Here is a 21,639-nt window from a genome sequence, read left to right as displayed (position 1 = left end):
CTGAACTTAAAGCGGGCGCTCGAGAGCTTGCATACCTTTAAAGGAGTGTTAAATATGGGACATGAACATGTAGAGCAAGGAGATCTTAAAATTTGTCAAAGCTGTGGAATGCCAATGCCTACGGCGGAATTGCTTGGAACGGACCAGAATGGCAACAAGATCGAAGATTACTGCGTGTACTGCTATGAGAATGGCGCATTCAAACAGCCTAACATCACGTTGCAAGAAATGGCTGACATTTGTACAGGCTATATGGTCGAAGAAGGAATGGATGAGAATGTTGCCCGTAAACTTCTCGCGGAGCAGCTGCCACATCTGAAACGTTGGAGCGATCCTGCAGCTGTGTCTCCAGCTAACTAATAGCATCACAACAAAAGAAGCGCCCTACGGAACCATAACAGTTCGTAGGACGCTCCTTTTTCCATTCTTTGTTAACCCAGTTTTTTATTGATTGTCCTGCTGTGGCTGCACTTCTTCCGTCTTCAGGAAGTCTGGCTGCGGTGAAGTCTTTTTAATAAAGAAAGCCAATACCAAAGCAACTACAGTGATCCAGGTAGCAATGTTAAAGGCATGCGTAACCCCGCTAATTGTAGCCTCTTGCGTAAGCTTAAGCATCGCTGCTTTATCGTTTAACGAAACCGTTCCGCTCATAAGTGTATCAGTGATTGTGCTCTTCGTCTTATTGGTCATTAGACTGACGAACAACGCCATTCCCAACGCGCCTCCGACCGTCCGCAACGTATTCGACATTGCTGTACCATGCGAGCTTAAACGCTGTGGAAGCTGGTTAAGTCCAGCCGTTACAATCGGCATCGATAACATCGACATGCCTAACATCCGAACCGTATAAGTAATAATCATATGCGTATACGTCGTACTGTCTGTAAGCTGGCTGAATTGCCAGGTCGTAATTACTGTAATAATCAGGCCTACCACAGACAGCCATCTTGCCCCGATTTTATCAAATATAATCCCCGTGATTGGAGACATAATTCCCATTAGAATGGCTCCCGGCAACAGCATAAGACCGGACTCCATTGGCGTAAAGCCACGGATCGTCTGCAAATAAATCGGCAGCAAAATCATACCCGAATATAAAGCCATCGTAATGATGATATTGATTAATGTCGTGAGTGAATACATATTGTATCTGAAAATCCGGAACTCAAGCAGTGGTGTCTCAGCCTTAAGCTCTCTCCATACGAATAAAGCCAGTGCAATCACACCCACAATGAGGCAGGTAATGACTGTTGCACTTCCCCAACCATCGGTTCCAGCATCACTAAAGCCGTACAACAATCCCCCAAAACCAATGGTAGACAGGATAACACCCGTTTTATCCAGCTTCGGAGAAGTTGTTTGCCCTACATTTTGCATTGTTTTCATACCTAGCAAGGTAGAAAGAATAGCCAGCGGAAGAACGATAAAGAACAATACGCGCCAAGAATAGTTCTGAACTACCCACCCTGACAACGTTGGACCTACAGCTGGAGCAAAAATCATGGCTACCGCCATTAGCCCCATCGCTTTTCCCCGCTCTTCAATTGGGAAGATGCGAAGAAACACAATATTCATTAACGGCATCAAAATCCCTGCGCCAACCGCCTGAATGACTCTGCCGACCATGATCATTTCAAAGCCTGTTCCGATTCCACAGACAAGTGTACCTAACGAAAAAAGTGACATCGCGGTGATGAATAGCTGGCGGGTCGTAAACTTTTCCACCAGAAACGCACTAATCGGTATCAGCACACCGTTCACGAGCATAAATCCCGTTGTTAGCCACTGTGCCGTATTCGTTGCGATTTTTAGATCGTCCATTATGCTCGGCAATGCCACATTAAGAAGTGTTTGGTTCAAAAGTGCGACAAATGCACCTATTAAGAGCGCTGCAATAATCGGTCCTCTACGTATTCCCTTAGTTGCCGCTGCAGCGTTACCTGTAATTGTACTCATAAATTCTGTTTGTCTCTCCCCTGCTCTAAGATCTGAATGATTTCGGTATGAATCCTAAGTAATTCGCCTGCATCCTCGGCAGGTATATTGGATAGTGGAAGTAAGTGTCTTCTGAGCGATTGCTTACTTCTTTCCCTGATCTCTCTGCCCTTTTCAGTAATCGCCAAGTTGTATATACGCCGATCTACCTCAGAGCGCTGTCTTGTGATCAAATCGGCTTTCACCATCCGGTCCACTACTCCGCTCGCTGCACTGTTCCCCAAATGTAATAGCTCGGCAAGATCTGTAATGCCAATATCGGGATTTGCAGATATTTTGCGGAGAACCATCAACTGTGTTGGTGTGATGTCCAGCTCTTCAGCATCCTTCCACAGCAGCTGCTGAAATGCATGGCTAATCCGGCGAAAAGAGGAGAAAATATCATCTAATTGCTGCTCCTTATCTTCCAAATCTTTACCTCCAAAGAATTAATTAGTTAGACCATCTAATAGTTCGCATGCGTACTATTTTACACCTTAACTAAATTTCGGTCAATATTTTGCTGTAACTTTCTGAAAGGTAATTTTATATTGCAGGAAAAACATGAAAATCATACATAAGTGCACAAAGCATAAAAAAAGCGAACCAAGGTAGATCCTTGGCCCGCTTTTTCGTCTGAACAATGCTCAGGTTAAGCTGTATGAACTTTCAGGTAAAGTCTGCTGCTGAGGCTTATCCTGCAGTTTTAAATTAGATGGCTTAGTCTCTTCCTGGCTGCTGGCAATTGACATCATCAGCTTAATCCGATTCGCTTGGTTGACTACGCTAACTCCAGCATCATAGTCAATCGCCACGATATTTGCACCCGGATATAATTCCTTAAGACCTTTAATCATCCCACGCCCGGTGATATGGTTGGGCAGGCACGCGAACGGTTGAATACAGGCGATGTTGTTCACACCATTATCCAACAAATCCATCATTTCTGCGGTTAAAAACCAGCCCTCACCCATCTGATTCCCTACGGACACCAGTCGGCTGGCCTTCTCGGCAAGACCATAAATATTCTCCCGTCCTTTAGCCAGCCCCGCATCCTCAAGGGCAACCTTAATCGGCTTACGGTAAATTTCCAGATAAGAGATCAGCATGGGATTGATATAGCCGAGCCGTTTGCTTTTGCCGAATTGCTCAGCTTTGTAGATCGGATTATATACACAATAGAAAATGAAATCCAGGAAATCCGGCATTACCGCTTCCCCGCCCTCTGCCTCGATCATCTCTATAATGCGGTTATTGGCATCCGGATGAAATTTGATCAGGATCTCACCGACAATGCCTACTCTTGGTTTAGTAACACCTGTAACGGGCAGCTTGCAGAACTCTGCAACAATCTCACGAATCAGGCGTTTGTATTCTCGGAATGAAAAGTTGGATAAGCTTGCCTTGCAACGCTCCATCCCTTTGCGGAATAGAATTTCAGCACTTCCTGGAACAACCTCATGCGGCCTAAAGTGATTTAACATCCGCATCATAAGATCACCATAACAAGCGGCAGCTATCAACCGATTCGCCAGCTTAAGACTGATACGGAAACCCGGCTGATTCTCTATCCCCGAAGCATTGAGTGAAATCACCGGGATTTGTTCAAGGTCTGAATCCTTTAAGGCTTTGCGCAGCAAAGAAATATAATTCGTAGCCCGGCAGCCGCCACCCGTCTGTGACATAATCACAGCAGTACGATCCGGATCGTATTCCCCACTTTTCAGCGCCGACAGAATCTGGCCAATCGTCACAATTGCCGGATAACACGCATCATTATTAACGTATCTCAGACCTTCTTCTGTCTCTTCGGGTCCGGTCGTCTCAAGTATCTTCAGACGGTATCCGGCATCGCGAAACACCTGCTCAAACAATTCAAAATGAATAGGCGACATCTGTGGTGCAAGGATGGTATAGGTCTCTTTCATTTCCTTTGTAAATAACACATTAGCCTGCACTTTTGGCGGCTTTTGCGGCACTACCTTACCTTTTTCACGCTCACGCATTGCCGCCAGCAATGAACGAAGCCGAATGCGCGCTGCACCAAGATTGCTGATCTCATCGATTTTGATCAATGTATATACCTTGTTATGTCTTTCCATAATATCCTGTACGGCATCACAAGTGATCGCATCGATCCCACAGCCGAAGGATGTCAATTGAACAAGCTCCAGATCCGAGCGGACTGCAGCAAGGCGGGCTGCACGGTACATCCGGGCATGGTAGGTCCACTGATTAACAACAGCCACATCCCCTTCGCTGTGGTCCAGATGGCAGACAGAATCTTCTGTCAGCACGGCGAGTCCCATCCCGGTTATCATATCCGCTATCCCGTGATTAATCTCAGGATCGGCATGATAAGGGTGCCCACAGAGCAGGATTCCTTTGGTTCCAGTATCAGCTAGGTACACAAGGGTCTCTTCCCCTTTGGTACGCACATCACCTTTGGCGATATCAGCCTCTGTAAGTCCCGCTTGCACCGCGGACGCAATCTCTTCTCGCGGAATGCTGGTAAATGTCTTCACCAGCCCTTTGGTCAGCGCAGAAATATCATCGAAGGTCAGGAATGGACTGACAAGCTTGATTCCATTGTCCTTTAACCCATCCATATTGTTGCGAATGACTTCGGGATAAGAGGCGACCACTGGACAATTGAAGTGATTATCCGCAGCTTCATCTTCTTTTTTCTCATACACCACCGCTGGATAAAAAATAAAATCGACACCTTTACCGATCAGGCTTTGCACATGTCCATGGGCCATTTTCGCAGGATAACATATCGATTCTGAAGGAATCGTATCCATGCCGCTTTCGAAGAGCTTCTTGCTTGATTTAGGGGAGAGAATCACCCTATAGCCCAGTTTGGTGAAAAAAGTGTGCCAGAACGGGTAATTCTCAAACATATTCATGGTACGCGGAATCCCGACGGTCCCCCGCCATGCCCCTGTTTCCGGTAAACTCTCGTACTCAAAAAACCGTTCATATTTATACTGCATCAGATTCGGCAGGACATTTTTCTCTTTTTTGACTCCTGCGCCGCGTTCGCAGCGATTGCCGGTCACATAAAAGCTCTTATCCGGAAAACGACTGATCGTCAGCGCACAGTTATTCCCACAGCGGCCACAGCGGCCTGAGGAGACCTCATATTTAAAGCTGGCAAGCTCCTCTGGTCCAAGCAGCGTACTGGATCCGTTAACCCCTGCTTGCTCACGCGCAATCAGTGCACAGCCGTAAGCTCCCATTACGCCAGCTATATCCGGTCTAACCACCGTCCGCCCCGTCAAGGACTCAAAGGCGCGCAATACAGCTTCATTATAGAAGGTACCGCCCTGAACGATGATATTTCGCCCTAAGTCCTCCGGATTGCGGATTTTAATTACCTTTTGCAGAGCATTCTTGATCACAGAGTAGGCAAGACCCGCCGATAAATCCGCTAATGATGCGCCCTCCTTCTGAACCTGCTTGACCTTAGAGTTCATGAACACCGTGCAGCGCGAGCCCAAATTAACAGGCTGAGTCGCTTCGAGTGCAGTTTTGGCAAATTCCTCGATCCCAAGTCCGAGGGCAGAGGCAAAGCTCTCCAGAAAAGAGCCACAACCGGCTGAACAAGCTTCATTGAGCATAAGGCTGTCGATAGCACCGCCACGGATTTTGATGCACTTCATGTCCTGACCACCGATATCCAGTATGAAATCTACTTCTGGCATGAACTTGGAAGCTGCCTTGTAGTGTGCAACAGTCTCTACTTCTCCGCCATCTGTCCGCAGAGCGGCCTTGATTAACCCCTCACCGTACCCTGTCACATATGATCCTGCGATATGGCAGCCTTCAGGCAGAACCCGGTAGATCTCCTTCAGTGCATCGCTGACCGAATGCAGCGGGTTGCCTTTGTTGCTGCCATAAAAGGTATAGAGAATTTCGTCAGCCGAACCGGTTAACACGAGTTTAGTTGTGGTTGATCCGGCATCAATTCCTAGATAACAAGGTCCACGATATAAGGCTAAATCTGATCTCGCTGCAGAGGCTTTGCCGTGACGAAGCCGAAATTCTGCAAGCTCAGCGGCATTCTCAAAAAGCGGAGGCAATTCAGCATCCGCAGCTCGATCCGCAGTAAAATCAACCGCCGCAATTCGCGTGATCCAGCTTGAAAGTGGCAATACGACTGGATCAGCTTCGGAGAGCGCAGCTCCAATCGCCACGAAATACTGTGAGCGTTCCGGGAACAGGATATCCTCCTCCGCCAGCTCCAGCGTTTCCGAAAAACGCTGCCGCAAGGCAGGCAGGAAGGTCAGCGGGCCGCCAAGAAAAGCCACCCGTCCTCGAATCGGACGTCCACAAGCAAGACCGCTAATCGTCTGATTAACGATACTCTGAAAGATCGAAGCCGCCACATCCTCCCGGCGCGCTCCTTCATTAAGCAGCGGCTGTACATCGCTTTTGGCAAATACACCACAGCGTGAAGCTATGGGATAGATTCGCTCATGCTTCTCCGCCAAAACATTTAAGCCTGCCGGATCGGTCTGCAGCAGCGCTGCCATCTGATCGATGAACGCTCCCGTTCCGCCCGCGCAGGCTGTATTCATACGCTGCTCAATGCCGCCCCGAAGATATATTATCTTAGCGTCCTCTCCACCCAGTTCAATCGCCGTGTCACATTCCGGGATCAGCGCACTGATCGCCTGCGTACAGGCAATCACCTCCTGAATAAAGGGAACTCCACCTAATTTGGATAAAGACAACCCCGAGGAACCGCTTACAGTAAGCCTAGCTCCCCTCTCTGGGAATCTGTCACGTACATCAGACAGAAGAGAGAGGGCCGCTTTTTTAATATCGCTATAATGTCTTACATAGTCTTGATAAACAATGATGTCCCGCTCTATGACAACTAATTTAGCAGTAGTTGATCCGATATCAAGCCCAATATGCAGCATTATCACTCCACCACCTCTTCTTGCTCCAAATTTGAAGCAATTATGAGGAAACTATATCATGACAACACCTTATATAAGCTGTTAAAAATGTAATAGACATCTATAAAAAGTAATTAGTAAAATTTATGATTCGCTTATTCCTGCTATCGTGTTTGCGACATGCCCTTTTACCCGTACCTTCCGCCATTCTTCCACTAATATCCCCTGCTCATCAATCAGAAAAGTAGATCGCACAATTCCCATAAATTCTTTGCCGTAAAGTTTCTTGAGCTGCCATACGCCGAACATTTCACTTACCTTATGATCCTCATCAGACAGCAGTGGAAAGGGCAAACTATGCTTCTCTGTAAATTTAGCGTGTGATGCCAAAGAGTCCGGACTAATGCCCAGAACAACCGCACCCACCGCCGTGATTTGATCAAAAGCATCACGAAATTCGCAGGCCTCCTGCGTGCAGGCTGGTGTCATATTTTTAGGGTAAAAATATAAGATGACCTTTCGGCCCAAGAAATCACTCAAACTAACCTCATACCCATTGGAAGAGGGAAGAGTGAAATTGGGTACTTTTTGTCCAATAGCTACTTCGATCAAGATATATCCACTCCTTCTTAAGATTGGGGAATTATTCCTAAATTGCACGTATCCCCAAAAGAAATTATAATGTAGTCAACGTGAATGCGAAAGGAAGAACGAGAAATGCCACCTAGAAAGAAAAGGCACGCAAAGACTGGTAAGTCAAAAAAGAAACCGCTGCTTTGGACGCTGGCCATTATACTCCTCCTTATTACCGGTGGGGCCATTTTCTACATTACAACCATTTACAATGAGCTTGGTAGCATGTCGAATACTGAAGATTCACCTTTTCAAAATGCAGAGACCGTTGATGTCGATACCCCTGAGCCTCCTAAGTGGGAGGGTACAGAGCCTGTTAATATCCTATTAATGGGTGTAGATGCCAGAGGTGTGAAGAAAGGGGAAATCCCCCGTTCAGATACAATGCTCGTCGCTTCTCTTGACCCTGTGAAGAAGAAAATCAGTGTATTTTCAATACTGAGAGATACGTACGTTCCGATTCCAGATCATGGCGAGAAACGTATTAATACAGCGATTATTTATGGACCTAATACTGCGATGCAGACCGTCAGCGATCTGCTCGGTATCCCAATTCAATATTATGTCTACACGGACTTCCAAGGATTCATCAAGCTGGTTGATGCCGTTGGGGGTGTGGATTATGAAGTCGAAAAAGATATGGTCTACAAAACCGTTGCAGACGGTCCGGAATATGATATTGATCTAAAAAAAGGATATCAGCATCTTGACGGCAACATGGCGCTACAATATGTTCGCTTTCGGCATGACGCTACCTCCGATTTCACTCGAACCGAGCGCCAACGCGGTTTTCTCAAGGCTGTGGCTGATAAGCTGATCAGCACCACCTCCATTGTCAAGCTGCCAAATATCCTGTCGCAGGTTACGCCTTATATTGAAACCAATATGTCAGTTAATGATATGTGGAAGCTGGCAAGCGTAGGGTATAATAGCAGTATGGGTGGCAGTGAGCAAATTCCGCCAATGGATCTGCTCACTGAGGAGACTACAAGTGACGGATCACAGGTTATCGGAATTCGTAGCGAAAAGAAGCTAAAAGAATTTATACAGGATACCATAAATGGTCCTGAGCCAACACCAACCCCTACACCGGAGAACACCTCCAATAGCAGTTCTGGCGGGACCCATTAAGGGCCTGACAAGCAAAGTTCACATGTACACAAAGCAGTGACTTGGTATAATACGGGCGGACAACGGAAAACACCGTTGTTCGCCCGTTCCCTTGAGCACCAACAATCGAAAGGATGATCACATTATGAATCGCTCCACATCTGAACAACTTTATCACGAAGCCCTCCAGCATATCGTTGGGGGTGTAAATAGCCCTTCCCGCTCCTTCAAAGCCGTTGGCGGCGGAGCACCTGTATTTATGAAACGTGCCAGTGGATCTCACTTCTGGGATGAAGACGGCAATGAATATATCGATTATCTCCAAGCCTATGGACCGATCATTACCGGCCATGCCCACCCTCATATTACCAAAGCAATTACGACAGCAGCAGAAAATGGTGTTCTTTACGGAACCCCAACCCAGCTCGAAATTAAACTTGCTAAAATGCTAAAAGAAGCCATTCCATCTATGGATAAAGTACGTTTCGTCAATTCTGGAACCGAAGCGGTTATGACAACGATCCGTGTAGCCCGTGCCTATACAAAACGCAGCAAAATCGTAAAATTCGCTGGCTGTTACCACGGCCACTCTGATCTGGTGCTTGTAGCAGCAGGATCAGGACCTTCTACACTTGGCATTCCAGATAGTGCCGGTGTTCCAAGCAGTATCGCCCAGGAGGTAATCACCGTTCCCTTTAATGATCTGGACAGCCTGAAAGAGGCGCTGGAGAAATGGGGCGAAGATGTCGCAGCTGTTATGGTTGAACCGATTGTGGGGAATTTCGGCATGGTGATGCCTAAGCCTGGTTTCCTCGAAGGACTTTGCAAGCTGGCTCACGATAATGGCTCCCTTGTTATTTATGACGAAGTCATTACTGCCTTCCGCTTCCATTATGGTTCTACACAAACCTATGCGGGGCTGGATAATCATGAGGACATTACTCCTGACCTTACTGCACTTGGTAAAATCATCGGTGGCGGCCTGCCTATCGGCGCTTACGGCGGCCGCAAGCATGTTATGGAACAGGTAGCTCCACTTGGACCGGCATATCAAGCCGGCACAATGGCGGGCAATCCTGCGTCTATCTCTGCAGGGATTGCTTGTTTAGAGGTTCTGAGTGCAGAGGGTGTATACGAAGAAATGGATCGGCTTGCAATCCGCCTCGCCGATGGACTTAAAGCATCTGCAGACCGTCATGGCATTCCACTGACAATCAACCGCATCCGTGGTTCGTTCTCCACTCATTTCTGTAATCATCCGGTTACGAATTATGACGAGGCTCAGGATACAGACGGCGAATTGTTCGCCAGCTTCTTCCGGCATATGCTGAACCGTGGCATTAACCTTGCCCCTTCGAAATACGAAGCTTGGTTCCTGACCACAGCACATACTGATGCAGATATTGATGCTACACTTATCGCAGCTGAAGAATCCTTCCGCGCTATGGCGGCTGAGAAATAAGAATGGATTATGAAACGCAGTGCTCTATAAGCTGAATAACAGCTGCATAGATTAAGGGGCTGTCCCAGTCCCATAAACCGCAAATGTTAAAAGAGCAGCGATTCTCCTATATTGGAGGATCGCTGCTCTGCATTTTTACTCATCCACGGTCCTAATTCTGTTCATTTACAGAGAATATAGGTTATTTTCAGGGAGTTTTCCCTAATAACTCTGTAGCTCACACCGCAAAAAGCAGAAACACACCGTATATAGTCTAGGGGTTAAACAAAGAATCGTTTTGTAAGAGTGTGAGCGATAGTGACCACCTTTATCTACGGATTTCATCCGCTAACAGCGTTTGGAAGTCCAAATATTCTACTGCTCTCATGTAAAATCCACCTGCTTGTCCAACGTAATCTCAGTCATTAACGGTCTTAACATTTGCTCGCTCCCAGGTACTAGTGAAAACTCTACACCCTCCAGATGCTCCGGCAGCGTTGGGGCGACCAAGAATTGCATTTGTGTATGCGCTCCACCTCCATGACCACCATGCGGCTGCACTTCATATTCATTCTCACCCGCCACTTCAAGCGTTAAAGCCGTTCGAAGATGGATATGTCCTACAGCTTCTTTTAAATATTTGATTTCCACAGTAACTATGCTGAAGGCTTCATACTGCATAGCATGCGTAAGTATATACTCGCATTCTTCAACGACCGTCCGCTTCACAATCGGAAGCACTCCCAGCAATAAACCAGGCTCTTCCCAATATTGTCTTCTGGGTACAGTTTCATTCATAAGGTGCAAATGCTGCACAATCTGAGTAGTATTCATCTCGAATCTAGTTGCCCATTCCTCAAGTAGCTTACTATCAGGGGATAATCGTTTCTTGCCTGTTATAGCTTTACGTTCCTGAATCAGACTCAAAATCTGCTCATCAATCTTTTTAACCTCATCATTGTATTCGTTGGCGAATCCTCTAATTGGCATTCTGCTCCAGTTCATTTAACGCCCTCCTCTTATTACTAATTTAAATCCATTAATTGTAAGGGTACATCCTTCCGATTGATTTGTAAAATATTTGAAATATTATAATCTTGCCGATAGGTAAAAAAAAAGCGACCATCAGCTTTACGCTGTAAGGTCGCCCGCTTTTTAATTCAGAGTTACTCTCCTACTCATATAAGTTCCTGATCTCCACGCCCTGAGGCAGCTTAAACGGATTCTCCTTGTTAATTCGGTCATAGAACATAATCCCATCGAGATGGTCTATTTCATGCTGGATGATGATAGCTTGGTAGCCCTTAAATTTAAGGACAACCTCCTTGCCCTCCAGATCATAACCCTTCACCTTCACGGTTTCATACCGAGGTACAAAGCCATGCACGGGACGATCAACGGACAGACAGCCCTCGCTTTCTGGTAAGTACACCATAGACAAGGAGTGGCTTATGATCTTAGGGTTAACCCAAGCATGCTCTACAGCCCGCCCTCTCTCGTCTGTAAGATACATCGCGAACATACGCTTCTCCAGTCCGATTTGATTCGCCGACAGACCTACGCCAGAGCGCAGCTTATATTCTTCGGAAATCTCCGGGTCCTGACTGTTCTTCAGAAATTGAAGCATACATTGCAAAGCCTCACGATCTTCCGCCTGTAATGGAAGCTCCACTGGTTGTGCTACGGTACGAAGTACGGGATGACCCTCCCGCACTATATCATCCATGGTGATGATATATTCAGCATTATATTTTGAACTAGACAATATTCCATCCACCTTTTCCTTACGGGCTTAATTTAATTTCTTATGATGTATAGTATGCAGCTTTATGGATTTATGAAAGCAGTTCGCAGTTTGCTGCTGTAATTAACATCGAATCCAAGTCCTGTCGCCAAAGCGGCAAGGGGTAAGTAGGTTTTGTCCTCCTTGCCTACCTTTTGCAGAAAAGCTGGAGTATCAATAGCCACGTTCTCTCCATTCACCTTAATAAATTTCGAGCCAATGGTGATCACAACGGTTCTTCCACCATACACGATGGTAGCGCTGGAGGTTTTGTTAACCCACTTCCCGCTTGCGCCCACGGCATTTAGAATATCTTTTAGCGCCAAAAAGTTCTGCCCATTTTTAAGGATAGGCTTATTGGGTGTATTCAACTCCACGCCCTTCACTACAATCGACATCGGTACCGATGCAGTAGCCATTGTAGCTACAGTAGGAACGCGATACTCTCCCCATTGTAACTCCGCAAAGACCTTAGCAATAGTCTCGTATCCAAGCTGCGTCGGGTGAAAATCAGTTTGCCCTGCTCCAATAATATGTGTCAGCGAGCCTTCTACCCCGGCAAACTTAGCCGCAACATGAGCTACAAGCACCTTCGCTCCCTCTTGGTTCACGCTTGCAGCTACACTATCCGCTGCTTCCGTAAATTTGCCCGCTGCCGTCATTAATCTGTTGTACATTTGACCAAGCGCAACCTTAGGGGCAGGCTGATATTGATCGGCCAGTATAATCGTCGTTTGCGGACTTACCGCACGAATATTCTCCAGCACTGCCTTCACATTTGTTTGATAATCCGCTAGCCGCTGGTCCAGCTGTGTTTGGAAATCCGCATCCGTCAGCTCCTTGAACTGCAAGAACAGACTGCTTACATCATTCCCACCAATCGTAATGGTAATCAGATCAGCCTCCTTAAGCTCTGCTGCGATCTGCGGAGTTAGCTTCACGAACTGCTCTATTCGTGGATCTGGGAGACCTGCCTGAACTCCTTCAGCAGTAATCACTGAACCATCCTTGATCGCTCCTGTGTAATTACGTAATCCGGCCGTAGTCAGCCCTAGAATACCATAATTAGTAAGTGCACTTCTGCCATGATACCAGCCCTGCTCAAGCAATCTCTCCGCATAGCCGTATGGCTTAGTATTCACGTCCGTCATTCCTGGCTCGTAGCCAGCAGTAATGGAATCACCTAGAGCTACGATGCGAAAGACATCTTGCCCAGAGTCTTGTATCGCAGTCGTGTCAGCCGCATTTGCCGTGCCTGCTCCTACGCTAATCAGCGCAGATAACAAAAGCAGGCTGCTTATGCCAGCTGCCCAAATTTTTTTCCAATTGCCTAGCATCGTATCCCTCCCAAATTGTTCTAATTCCATTCTACCATCCAGGATAGCAACGCAAAAGAGCGGCCTCCTATATTCAGGAAACCGCCCCTCGCAAATCACTGGCTATTATTGTCTGACTCTTCATCTGACTCTAACTTCTGCCCTGCACGCTCCAGATATTTATCATAACGGTCATCCAGCTCATATCCAATCTTACGATAACGTAATGTTTCTTCCACAATAGGATCGAGCGTAGTCTGAATACGAATTTCATATTTAGGTGAGATTTCCCGGATTTCCTTAGCCGTACGATCGCCTTGTTCCATCTCACCATCTACCAACATTTCGCTCAGCTTGCGTTCCAAATCATCCTTCTCACTCATGCTGTATCGTCCTCCCTAAAGCTTATATCCTGTTGCTTCAGCATTCTTCAGTGACGAAACCAAATATTCGTGAATGTGGCCATTACTTGCTACTACATGGCGTGTACCAATATCATATGAACGTCCTAGGGTATCCGTAATCTTGCCTCCTGATTCAAGTACAAGCAGTACTCCTGCTGCACAGTCCCAAGGGCTTAAGCCCACTTCCCAATAGCCATCTACACGGCCTGCCGCCACATAAGCTAAATGTAGAGCAGCCGCGCCTCCGGCACGAATACCACGAATCTGCGGAAGAATACTTTGCAGTCCGGCCATATTCACAGGTTGTGCAAACTCACGATCCGGAGGAAAGCCCATAGCAATCAGGCTGTCTCCAAAATCAGTCTCCGTAGAGACCGAGGTAGGGACACCGTGCATGTAAGCTCCCTTTCCTTTTTCAGCGACGAACATTTCATCACGAGTCGGATCATAAATAACGCCTACTGTTAGTTCACCGCGAATCACCAACGCTATGGAGACACAGTAAAAAGGAAATCCGTGTACGAAATTAGTCGTACCATCTACAGGATCTACAATCCACAAATATTCATGCTCACGAGCTTCTTCCAATGCAGCGGTAGCCGCTGCTGCTCCCGGCGAAACCCCCTCTTCCCCGAGAATGGCATGGTCGGGAAAATGTGTCAGGATCAGCCTGCGGATCATTTGCTCAACGCCTTTATCAACTTCCGTAACCAGATCTTGTGCTGAAGTTTTTGTATTCAGCTCCTTCACGAGACCCTGTCTGCTCTTTATCCATTCTCCTGCTTTGGCAGCCGCATTAATGGCCACCGCCGTATGTCCCTTGCTTGTTACTACATAGGGTTCACGTTCATTCTTACCCTCTGGATTTAAAGGACTCATATCTTCACTCCACTTTCTTGAACATAATCGCCAATGGCTTTAATTCTAAAGCAATCCTATTCACAATACCGTGCAATACGTCAAAACGTTCCCCAAGTTCCCAAAGTTCCGCCAAAAGAGGACCCAATTCTCATCTGCGAGCATAAATGCCCCAGGTCCATATAAAGACGATAAGCGATTAAAGTTTCATTCAACGTACCCTATTTCAAGTTACATATCAAGTCATGATAGGACCCGTATTCGGGACCTATCTCCTTATTTTCATTGTTTAAGGTTCAATATTCACGCTTGCCCCATTTAATAAGGAAATTCCGTTACCAGCCTCAGCCAGCTCCTTCATAGCCTCCATCAATCCAAATAACGCGCCATCTTTTAGTTTCGCCTCAATCATAACATCGACAGCAGGCGTATCTGCGGCAATACGTTTCAGAAAAGCCAGCAAAGGCGCAGGTTCCACGCCATCCGCATGGCTGCGCGGATCAGACGGGCTGCGCGGACTGGATACATGAATCTTAGGCGGCAAAAGCTCTCCAGAAGGAACGTCCTTCTGTGCTAGCTCGCTTCGCCATGTCTGCAAAATGTCAGGCCACAGCTCCCAAGGGAGCTCTCCTTCATTATTCACCCATTGGTGGTGAATATCCAGCACCATCGGTAATCCTACGCTCTGACTGACTGCCAGTGTCTCCGGAGCTGTAAATGTCTTATCGTCATTCTCTAGCGTTATACGCTCCTGCAGCGCTGCCGGCAGCGCGCGGAAATGCTCCTCGAATCGCTTCGCCGCTACAGGCTTGTCCCCATAAGCTCCGCCAATATGGATATTGTTCTTCGCCATGGCAGGAAGCCCCATAGCAACCAGCATGTCCACATGGTACTGCAAATCCCGTACGGAGTTTATCAGCACCTCCGGACGGGGTGTACTAAGTACTGTAAAGTGATCTGGATGAAAAGAAACACGCAGCCCGTGCTTTTTCACATATCGGCCCACTTCCGCAAATTCCTCGGCGAGCACCGCAAACGGATTCCAGTCCTGCAAATCCGGATGCGTCGCCAGAGGAATGATTTTGGAAGTGAGGCGGTACACCATGATGTCCGAAGCCACATTATGCTTCATCAACCGCAGCGTATTATGCAGATTCATTCTAGCGATGTTCTCCAAACGCCGAAGTGCCGCTTCACGGTCATCCAGCTTCTTAAAAGAGGCCATCGTCATTGTCTTAGATGGGGAGCAGTCTTTGATAACGGTGGACATCGCTACATATCCGAAGCGGACAATCATCCCTGTGCTCCAAAAAACATTTCCTCAGCCAAAGCCGTCTGCACTCTGGACTCTTCTTCATTCAGCTTACGCACAAGCTCCATCTCTACCGCGGTAACCTCATGCCCTTGAAAATTAATCTCTGCAATCGAGGCTGAAATTTTGACAATGGCTACAGCTACGTTCTCAGGGGTGTAAGCAATAACCTTTTGACCCGTCGGATACACACGAAAGCCTTGCTTCACCATTTTGGTGCGCCCATATTCCAGCAGCTCGTACAGCTCTTGTTCACTCTTGAATTTGCAGACGGAGTTGAATTCTGTTTGAAAACCCATGTTTCTTCTCTCCTTCCAGTCGGGATCTTCCCGCTATAGCTTCTATTACTCGTTGTCGTACTTAAGGCCTTGTTTAAAATTATAGCGCTCCAAGGCTAACTCAATCATTCGGTCTAACAGAGCTCTATAAGATACACCCGTCTCACGCCACAATAGCGGATACATGCTGTAAGGAGTGAAACCAGGCATCGTGTTCACTTCGTTAATTAGAATTTTACCATCCGATTTTCGCAAGAAGAAGTCTGCCCGGGTAATTCCACTGCCCTCAATCGCTCGAAAAGCAACTATCGCGGACTCCCGTAAACGATCGGCCACTTCAGAATCCACTGGTGCAGGAATCATCATTTGCGATTTGCCGTCCGTATATTTGGCTGCGTAATCATAATATTCACCAGAAGAAACGATTTCACCCGGAACAGAGGCTTCTGGTTCATCATTTCCAAGCACGCCAACCTCTACCTCACGCGCATCCACAAACTCCTCAATAATAACTTTGGTATCATAGCGGAAAGCAAAATCAATAGCTTTTACAAGACTATCCTTATCGGCAGCCTTAGAAATACCTACACTTGAGCCTAGATTGGCAGGCTTCACGAATACCGGATACCCCAGTTTATCCTCTACACCAACAATCAACTCATGACGTTTTCTTTTCCAAGCGCTGATGTTGAAATAACAAAACTCGCATTGATCCAGACCGGCATCAGCGAACAGCTTCTTCATGACCACCTTATCCATACCTGCCGAAGAGGCAAGAACACCAGCACCGATGTAAGGAATATTCGCCATTTCGAACAACCCTTGAATCGTTCCGTCCTCACCATACGTGCCGTGCAGCAGCGGGAACATTACGTCCACTGTTTTGTCCGCACCGGATAATCCACTAAATACCACGTTCAGGGCTGTGCCCATATCTTCGGTCGCTTCTGCAAGCTTGAGCTGCTCCACTTGGCTGTAAGGCGCTGATAACTTCTCTCCAACCTTCCACAATCCCTGTTTTGAAATGTAAAAAGGTATAATCTCATATTTATCATAATCAAATGAGTTCATCACGGCAAAAGCCGTCTGTAGCGATACCTCATGTTCTCCTGATTTGCCCCCGTACACCAGCCCTACGGTTAGTTTTGCGTTCCCCATTCCCTTAACCTCTTTCTGTACTATAAGTAGTCGTTAATATGAAAAAAACGGTATTTCGTTTGATCAGTCCATGCGTAGGAATCACGATAATCCCAATAGCGATGACGGCTGCTAACGGTACGTGCATTCACAAGCGGCATGCCTCCTGCATCAAAAGCTGTGACGATTGTGCTGTGCTGATACTGCCCGTTGCCATCCCAGTCATATTGAATGATATCGCCCAGCATCAATTGCTCCGGCCGCTCCATGACTTCCGCACGCAAGCCACTGCTCCGACTTCCGCTCAAATAGCGTTGCAGACTGTCTGACACAGCCCAACTATAGCTCCACCATTCTTGTTTGCCTTGGTAACCTTTGTACCACCAGCCCGTTTCTCTTTTACCAGTATAGTTGATAGGTGCTCCCCCTGCAAAGAGACATTGGGAGACATAATTTGTGCAATCCACCTCGAAGGTTTCGAACTCCGGATTGCCGTCTTTCCACCAGCGGTCGGCATACGCCACAGCTTCTTCACGGTTATACCGAACCTCTCGTGAACCTGCAATTTCTCCGAGAACATTCCGGTTTAGCAGGGGCTGTGATGGCAGCGGTGCCGGCAAAGCCTCTCCCCATTTGGATAGTCTGCCCGATAGCTCTACCTCTCCCCGATGAACCGTATTTCTTTCAGGGACACTTCGTTCCACACCAGCAATCTCCCAGCCCCCGCCGTCCCGTACAAAGGTCAGCCGCTCCAGCTCGATAATATCCTCGCGGTGGTTAACACCGCCTTTTTCATAATAAAGCGCACTATGCAGTGTAACCTCTGCTACTACCTCGGTCGGAGTCTGCCGGACGGTCCGCAAAGTCTTAACCCCTGTCTCTCCGCGCAAAGGAGTTATCCCACGTTCTTTATACCACTCCGCAAGACGTCTTGAACGCTCCCCTTGTTCTACCAGAAAACGCGGATCTTTAACGGATACGGAAACGGTATGCGATGATGACTTAGGCTCCACCCTGGCCTTATTCACTTGATCAACATATACATAAAGACTTTGCTTCCACTGTTGTTCCATTATACTCGCGCCCCTTCTTTCCCTTTTAACTGCTGTTCTATGTATATGAAAGGAAACAGGCCGCTATACAGATCGGTTGAATAGTTAAGGATGTTTCAAGCAAAAACTCTAACCCCAAGTCCGACATCTCAATCCAACATCGACAACGAGGACCCTATCACCTAATGACTGAGGAAGAGAAATTCAGTGTGTATTTTGCCTAATAATTAAGTAAAACCAAGGATTCCGGTGAATTCTTTCGTATTATCTCCTTTAAATGGCTCTTTTTGAGGTAAAAAGAATATCCCGAAACGATACAATGTAACAATGGAAGGGTAGCTTGGCATTTTCTCAGGCATAATTCGGGCTTTAGATGTAGGAAAAAAAACTTTACTCCCCACTTTGTAACCGTTATAATTAAGCTAGAAGCAATTTGAAATTGGGTTTCATTAGACGAAACAAGGAGGCGCATATATGCCAAGCAAGGATCATTTTTCATTGGCTCGGACTCTGGAATCAGGCGGCAAATCTTATCGCTATTATGATCTGAAGTCCCTTGAGGAACAAGGATTGGGCTCTATTTCTTCCCTGCCTTTTTCGATCAAAGTCCTACTAGAGGCTGCTGTACGTCAGTTTGACGGACGGGCAATTACTGAAGAACATGTGAAACAACTGGCCGATTGGTCAGGTGACATTGACCGTAATAAAGAAATTCCATTTATCCCTGCTCGTATCGTGCTTCAGGATTTCACCGGAGTTCCGGTAGTCGTGGATCTCGCAGCTATGCGTGATACTGTAAAAAAAGCCGGAGGAGATCCTAAACAGATCAATCCGCTTGTCCCGGTTGACCTTGTAATTGACCACTCTGTCATGGTTGATGCTTTCGGTACAGCAGACGCCTTGGAATACAATATGAACGTTGAGTTCGAACGCAACGAGGAGCGTTACCGTTTCCTTCGTTGGGCACAGACAGCTTTTAACAACTTCCGTGCAGTTCCACCAGCAACAGGTATCGTGCACCAGGTAAATCTAGAGTATTTAGCTTCCGTTGCCACTACTAAAACTATCGATGGTGAAACTGTCGTTTATCCAGATTCCCTTGTAGGAACGGATTCCCATACCACGATGATCAATGGTCTGGGTGTTGTGGGCTGGGGTGTAGGCGGTATTGAGGCTGAAGCAGGAATGCTTGGACAACCGCTCTATTTTGTTACACCTGATGTAGTGGGCTTCAAGCTTACAGGCAGCCTTATCGAAGGAGCTACAGCAACGGATTTGGCACTGACAGTAACTGAAATGTTGCGTAAAAAGGGTGTAGTCGGCAAATTCGTCGAATTCTACGGACCTGGCCTTGCTAACATCAGTCTGGCTGACCGGGCAACTGTTGCCAACATGGCGCCAGAATACGGAGCAACTATCGGTTTCTTCCCTGTAGATGACGAGACACTCGCTTATCTTCGCAGCACGGGCCGTCCGGATGATCTGGTGGCGTTGGTTGAATCTTATTACAAAGCACAAGGGATGTTCCGTACCTCGGATACGCCAGACCCTGAGTTCAGCGATGTGATTGAGCTTGACTTAGCTTCTGTCGTTCCTAGCTTGGCTGGACCAAAACGTCCACAAGACCGGATCGAACTTACGCATATGAAGGAAAATTTCGAAGGTATTATCCGTACACCTGTAGACAAAGGCGGTTATGGTCTCAGCGATGAGAAAATCGCTCAAGTCGTAGAAGTACAGCACAAAAATGATACTACCAGCAAGCTCAGCACAGGCGCAGTCGTAATCGCAGCTATTACTAGCTGTACGAATACTTCCAACCCTAGCGTTATGCTTGGAGCAGGTCTTTTGGCGAAAAAAGCTGTGGAACGTGGTCTGACCAAACCAGCTTATGTTAAGAGCAGCTTGACTCCAGGATCCTTGGTGGTTACTGAATACCTGCAAAAAGCAGACTTGCTGAAACCACTCGAAGCACTGGGCTTCTACTTGGCTGGTTATGGCTGTGCCACTTGTATCGGTAACTCCGGTCCATTGCCTGAAGAAGTTAGTCAAGCCATTACTGACAATGACATGACCGTAGCCGCAGTCATCTCCGGTAACCGGAACTTTGAAGGCCGCGTACATGCTCAGGTAAAAGCAAACTACTTGGCTTCACCGCCGCTCGTAGTTGCTTACGCACTGGCTGGTACAGTAAATATCGATTTGCAGACTGAGCCACTTGGATTTGATCCGCAAGGTGAGCCAGTATTCCTGAAAGATATCTGGCCAACCACTGCTGAAATTCGTGAAGCCATTGGTCTCTCCCTTAGTCCGGAGATGTTCCGTAGCAAATACGAAAATGTATTCACCGCTAACGAACGTTGGAATTCGATTCCTGTTCCGCAAGGCGAGCTGTATGAGTGGGATGATAATTCCACGTACATCCAGAATCCGCCATTCTTCGAACATCTGGCAGACGGTCTGGGAGACATTAAGGATATCAAAGATGCACGCGTTCTAGCGCTGCTTGCTGATTCCGTAACAACCGACCATATCTCACCAGCGGGTAATATCTCTACCTCTGGTCCTGCTGGCGAATATTTGCGCGATCATGGTGTAGAACGTGCAGACTTCAACTCCTACGGCTCACGCCGCGGAAACCACGAAGTCATGATGCGCGGTACGTTCGCTAACATTCGGATTCGTAACGCAGTAGCTCCTGGTACAGAAGGCGGCGTTACTACCTTCTTGCCAAGCGACGAGGTTATGTCCATCTATGATGCTTCCATGCTCTATCAGGATGCTGGACAAAATCTGATCGTCATCGCTGGTAAGGAGTACGGTACAGGAAGCTCACGTGACTGGGCGGCTAAGGGTACGCTTCTACTTGGCGTTAAAGCAGTTATCGCTGAGAGCTTTGAGCGGATTCACCGCAGCAATCTGGTCGGTATGGGCGTACTCCCACTTCAATTCCAAGAAGGCCACGGCTGGAGCAGCTTGGGACTGACCGGACGCGAGACCTTCAATATTACTGGTCTCGATAACAACGTGGCACCAAGTCAAGAGCTAACTGTCACGGCTACCCGTGAAGACGGCACACAATTCGATTTCCCTGTCATTGCACGACTCGACAGTACAGTCGATATTGATTACTATCGCAACGGCGGTATCCTGCAGACTGTTCTTCGCCAGATGCTGGCAGATGCTACAGACTCTTCCGCGGTGTCGGTAGAATAGATTTAAAGTAACTTAAAAAGGGACTGTTTCACGGCCATGTGTGGCTGTGAGCAGTCCCTTTTTTATGGGGTGGTTTCAGTAGCCAATTTGCGGCGGGTAGGGTGCCTCTGTCTGTTGTCTTTGGAATCTTCACCATTACTGCGTGAGGCTCAGGGGACATTTAGGATTCCGCGCGCCTCAGGGGACGCCTAGGATTCCATGCTATCGGACTCAGA

General features: G+C 47.3%; 17 protein-coding genes. 4 read left to right on the top strand and 13 right to left on the bottom strand.

Features of this window, described 5'->3' with window-relative positions; genetic code table 11:
* Nucleotides 1-54 precede the first annotated feature (54 nt).
* Complete coding sequence (locus NYE58_RS03620; protein WP_052096752.1) at nt 55-360, top strand: zinc ribbon domain-containing protein; 306 nt, start codon at nt 55-57, stop codon at nt 358-360.
* An 84-nt stretch (nt 361-444) separates the two neighbouring features.
* Here NYE58_RS03620 and NYE58_RS03615 read toward each other — a convergent pair whose 3' ends face one another.
* The 4 genes from NYE58_RS03615 to bcp form a co-directional block, all read right to left on the bottom strand.
* Nucleotides 445-1,956, bottom strand: coding sequence for a DHA2 family efflux MFS transporter permease subunit (locus NYE58_RS03615; RefSeq protein WP_076106051.1), 1,512 nt, complete (start codon nt 1,954-1,956; stop codon nt 445-447).
* Entirely contained in the window at nt 1,953-2,405 is a 453-nt protein-coding gene (locus NYE58_RS03610) for a MarR family winged helix-turn-helix transcriptional regulator (protein WP_076130529.1), read from the bottom strand. Before NYE58_RS03610 ends, NYE58_RS03615 begins: the two co-directional genes overlap by 4 nt.
* Nucleotides 2,406-2,621: 216 nt before the next feature.
* The gene (locus NYE58_RS03605; protein WP_341004233.1) at nt 2,622-6,905 is read right to left on the bottom strand and encodes an acyl-CoA dehydratase activase-related protein; all 4,284 of its coding nucleotides are present in this window, start codon (nt 6,903-6,905) and stop codon (nt 2,622-2,624) included.
* 123 nt (nt 6,906-7,028) lie between these two features.
* Nucleotides 7,029-7,496, bottom strand: a complete 468-nt coding sequence (bcp, locus tag NYE58_RS03600; protein WP_341001098.1) for a thioredoxin-dependent thiol peroxidase — start codon at nt 7,494-7,496, stop codon at nt 7,029-7,031.
* A gap of 105 nt (nt 7,497-7,601) precedes the next feature.
* Here bcp and NYE58_RS03595 point away from each other — a divergent pair, with 105 nt between their 5' ends.
* Both NYE58_RS03595 and NYE58_RS03590 read left to right on the top strand, forming a co-directional pair.
* A complete protein-coding gene (locus NYE58_RS03595; RefSeq protein WP_341001096.1) occupies nt 7,602-8,648 on the top strand; it encodes an LCP family protein in 1,047 nt (348 codons plus the stop codon).
* A 124-nt stretch (nt 8,649-8,772) separates the two neighbouring features.
* Nucleotides 8,773-10,089 (top strand): glutamate-1-semialdehyde 2,1-aminomutase, encoded by a 1,317-nt coding sequence (locus tag NYE58_RS03590; RefSeq protein WP_076307388.1) that lies wholly within the window; start codon nt 8,773-8,775, stop codon nt 10,087-10,089.
* A gap of 363 nt (nt 10,090-10,452) precedes the next feature.
* Here NYE58_RS03590 and NYE58_RS03585 read toward each other — a convergent pair whose 3' ends face one another.
* The 9 genes from NYE58_RS03585 to NYE58_RS03545 all read right to left on the bottom strand — a co-directional run bounded on the left by NYE58_RS03585 (nt 10,453) and on the right by NYE58_RS03545 (nt 18,229).
* Complete coding sequence (locus NYE58_RS03585; RefSeq protein ID WP_076220196.1) at nt 10,453-11,073, bottom strand: hypothetical protein; 621 nt, start codon at nt 11,071-11,073, stop codon at nt 10,453-10,455.
* A 169-nt stretch (nt 11,074-11,242) separates the two neighbouring features.
* Nucleotides 11,243-11,794 carry a peptide deformylase gene (gene def, locus NYE58_RS03580; protein WP_036679906.1) on the bottom strand — a complete coding sequence of 184 codons (552 nt, stop codon included), beginning with the start codon at nt 11,792-11,794 and terminating at the stop codon, nt 11,243-11,245.
* 101 nt (nt 11,795-11,895) lie between these two features.
* Complete coding sequence (locus NYE58_RS03575; RefSeq protein WP_341001094.1) at nt 11,896-13,188, bottom strand: stalk domain-containing protein; 1,293 nt, start codon at nt 13,186-13,188, stop codon at nt 11,896-11,898.
* Between the two features lie 95 nt (nt 13,189-13,283).
* Nucleotides 13,284-13,550: a hypothetical protein gene (locus NYE58_RS03570; RefSeq protein ID WP_076220195.1), complete on the bottom strand. Its 267-nt coding sequence runs from the start codon at nt 13,548-13,550 to the stop codon at nt 13,284-13,286.
* Between the two features lie 15 nt (nt 13,551-13,565).
* Nucleotides 13,566-14,450, bottom strand: a complete 885-nt coding sequence (locus tag NYE58_RS03565) for an inositol monophosphatase family protein (protein WP_036679857.1) — start codon at nt 14,448-14,450, stop codon at nt 13,566-13,568.
* 268 nt (nt 14,451-14,718) lie between these two features.
* The gene (uvsE, locus tag NYE58_RS03560) at nt 14,719-15,726 is read right to left on the bottom strand and encodes a UV DNA damage repair endonuclease UvsE (RefSeq protein WP_341001091.1); all 1,008 of its coding nucleotides are present in this window, start codon (nt 15,724-15,726) and stop codon (nt 14,719-14,721) included.
* Nucleotides 15,723-16,040: a hypothetical protein gene (locus tag NYE58_RS03555; protein ID WP_036679853.1), complete on the bottom strand. Its 318-nt coding sequence runs from the start codon at nt 16,038-16,040 to the stop codon at nt 15,723-15,725. The genes uvsE and NYE58_RS03555 overlap by 4 nt, the downstream gene beginning before the upstream one ends.
* 45 nt (nt 16,041-16,085) lie before the next feature.
* Nucleotides 16,086-17,177, bottom strand: a complete 1,092-nt coding sequence (locus NYE58_RS03550) for a D-alanine--D-alanine ligase (protein WP_076220194.1) — start codon at nt 17,175-17,177, stop codon at nt 16,086-16,088.
* A gap of 20 nt (nt 17,178-17,197) precedes the next feature.
* Nucleotides 17,198-18,229 (bottom strand): amidase domain-containing protein, encoded by a 1,032-nt coding sequence (locus NYE58_RS03545; protein WP_405173572.1) that lies wholly within the window; start codon nt 18,227-18,229, stop codon nt 17,198-17,200.
* Between the two features lie 453 nt (nt 18,230-18,682).
* Between NYE58_RS03545 and acnA the strand changes: the two genes are divergently transcribed.
* Entirely contained in the window at nt 18,683-21,424 is a 2,742-nt protein-coding gene (gene acnA / locus NYE58_RS03540; protein WP_038568617.1) for an aconitate hydratase AcnA, read from the top strand.
* Nucleotides 21,425-21,639 lie beyond the last annotated feature (215 nt).

The organism is Paenibacillus sp. FSL L8-0708, assembly GCF_038009325.1.
Lineage (GTDB): Bacteria > Bacillota > Bacilli > Paenibacillales > Paenibacillaceae > Paenibacillus_AQ > Paenibacillus_AQ odorifer.
The sequence above is the reverse complement of the archived record's forward strand: the minus strand, read 5'-3'. Positions and strand labels throughout refer to the sequence as shown.

What these genes read in the sequence shown, in the direction of transcription:
- NYE58_RS03585 (WP_076220196.1), bottom strand. Translation starts at nt 11,073, where the DNA reads ATGAACTGGAGCAGAATGCCAATTAGAGGATTCGCCAACGAATACAAT.
- NYE58_RS03615 (WP_076106051.1), bottom strand. Translation starts at nt 1,956, where the DNA reads ATGAGTACAATTACAGGTAACGCTGCAGCGGCAACTAAGGGAATACGT.
- NYE58_RS03590 (WP_076307388.1), top strand. Translation starts at nt 8,773, where the DNA reads ATGAATCGCTCCACATCTGAACAACTTTATCACGAAGCCCTCCAGCAT.
- NYE58_RS03595 (WP_341001096.1), top strand. Translation starts at nt 7,602, where the DNA reads ATGCCACCTAGAAAGAAAAGGCACGCAAAGACTGGTAAGTCAAAAAAG.
- NYE58_RS03570 (WP_076220195.1), bottom strand. Translation starts at nt 13,550, where the DNA reads ATGAGTGAGAAGGATGATTTGGAACGCAAGCTGAGCGAAATGTTGGTA.
- NYE58_RS03555 (WP_036679853.1), bottom strand. Translation starts at nt 16,040, where the DNA reads ATGGGTTTTCAAACAGAATTCAACTCCGTCTGCAAATTCAAGAGTGAA.
- def (WP_036679906.1), bottom strand. Translation starts at nt 11,794, where the DNA reads ATGGATGATATAGTGCGGGAGGGTCATCCCGTACTTCGTACCGTAGCA.
- NYE58_RS03550 (WP_076220194.1), bottom strand. Translation starts at nt 17,177, where the DNA reads ATGGGGAACGCAAAACTAACCGTAGGGCTGGTGTACGGGGGCAAATCA.
- NYE58_RS03545 (WP_405173572.1), bottom strand. Translation starts at nt 18,229, where the DNA reads ATGGAACAACAGTGGAAGCAAAGTCTTTATGTATATGTTGATCAAGTG.
- uvsE (WP_341001091.1), bottom strand. Translation starts at nt 15,726, where the DNA reads ATGATTGTCCGCTTCGGATATGTAGCGATGTCCACCGTTATCAAAGAC.
- NYE58_RS03575 (WP_341001094.1), bottom strand. Translation starts at nt 13,188, where the DNA reads ATGCTAGGCAATTGGAAAAAAATTTGGGCAGCTGGCATAAGCAGCCTG.
- NYE58_RS03565 (WP_036679857.1), bottom strand. Translation starts at nt 14,450, where the DNA reads ATGAGTCCTTTAAATCCAGAGGGTAAGAATGAACGTGAACCCTATGTA.
- NYE58_RS03620 (WP_052096752.1), top strand. Translation starts at nt 55, where the DNA reads ATGGGACATGAACATGTAGAGCAAGGAGATCTTAAAATTTGTCAAAGC.
- acnA (WP_038568617.1), top strand. Translation starts at nt 18,683, where the DNA reads ATGCCAAGCAAGGATCATTTTTCATTGGCTCGGACTCTGGAATCAGGC.
- NYE58_RS03605 (WP_341004233.1), bottom strand. Translation starts at nt 6,905, where the DNA reads ATGCTGCATATTGGGCTTGATATCGGATCAACTACTGCTAAATTAGTT.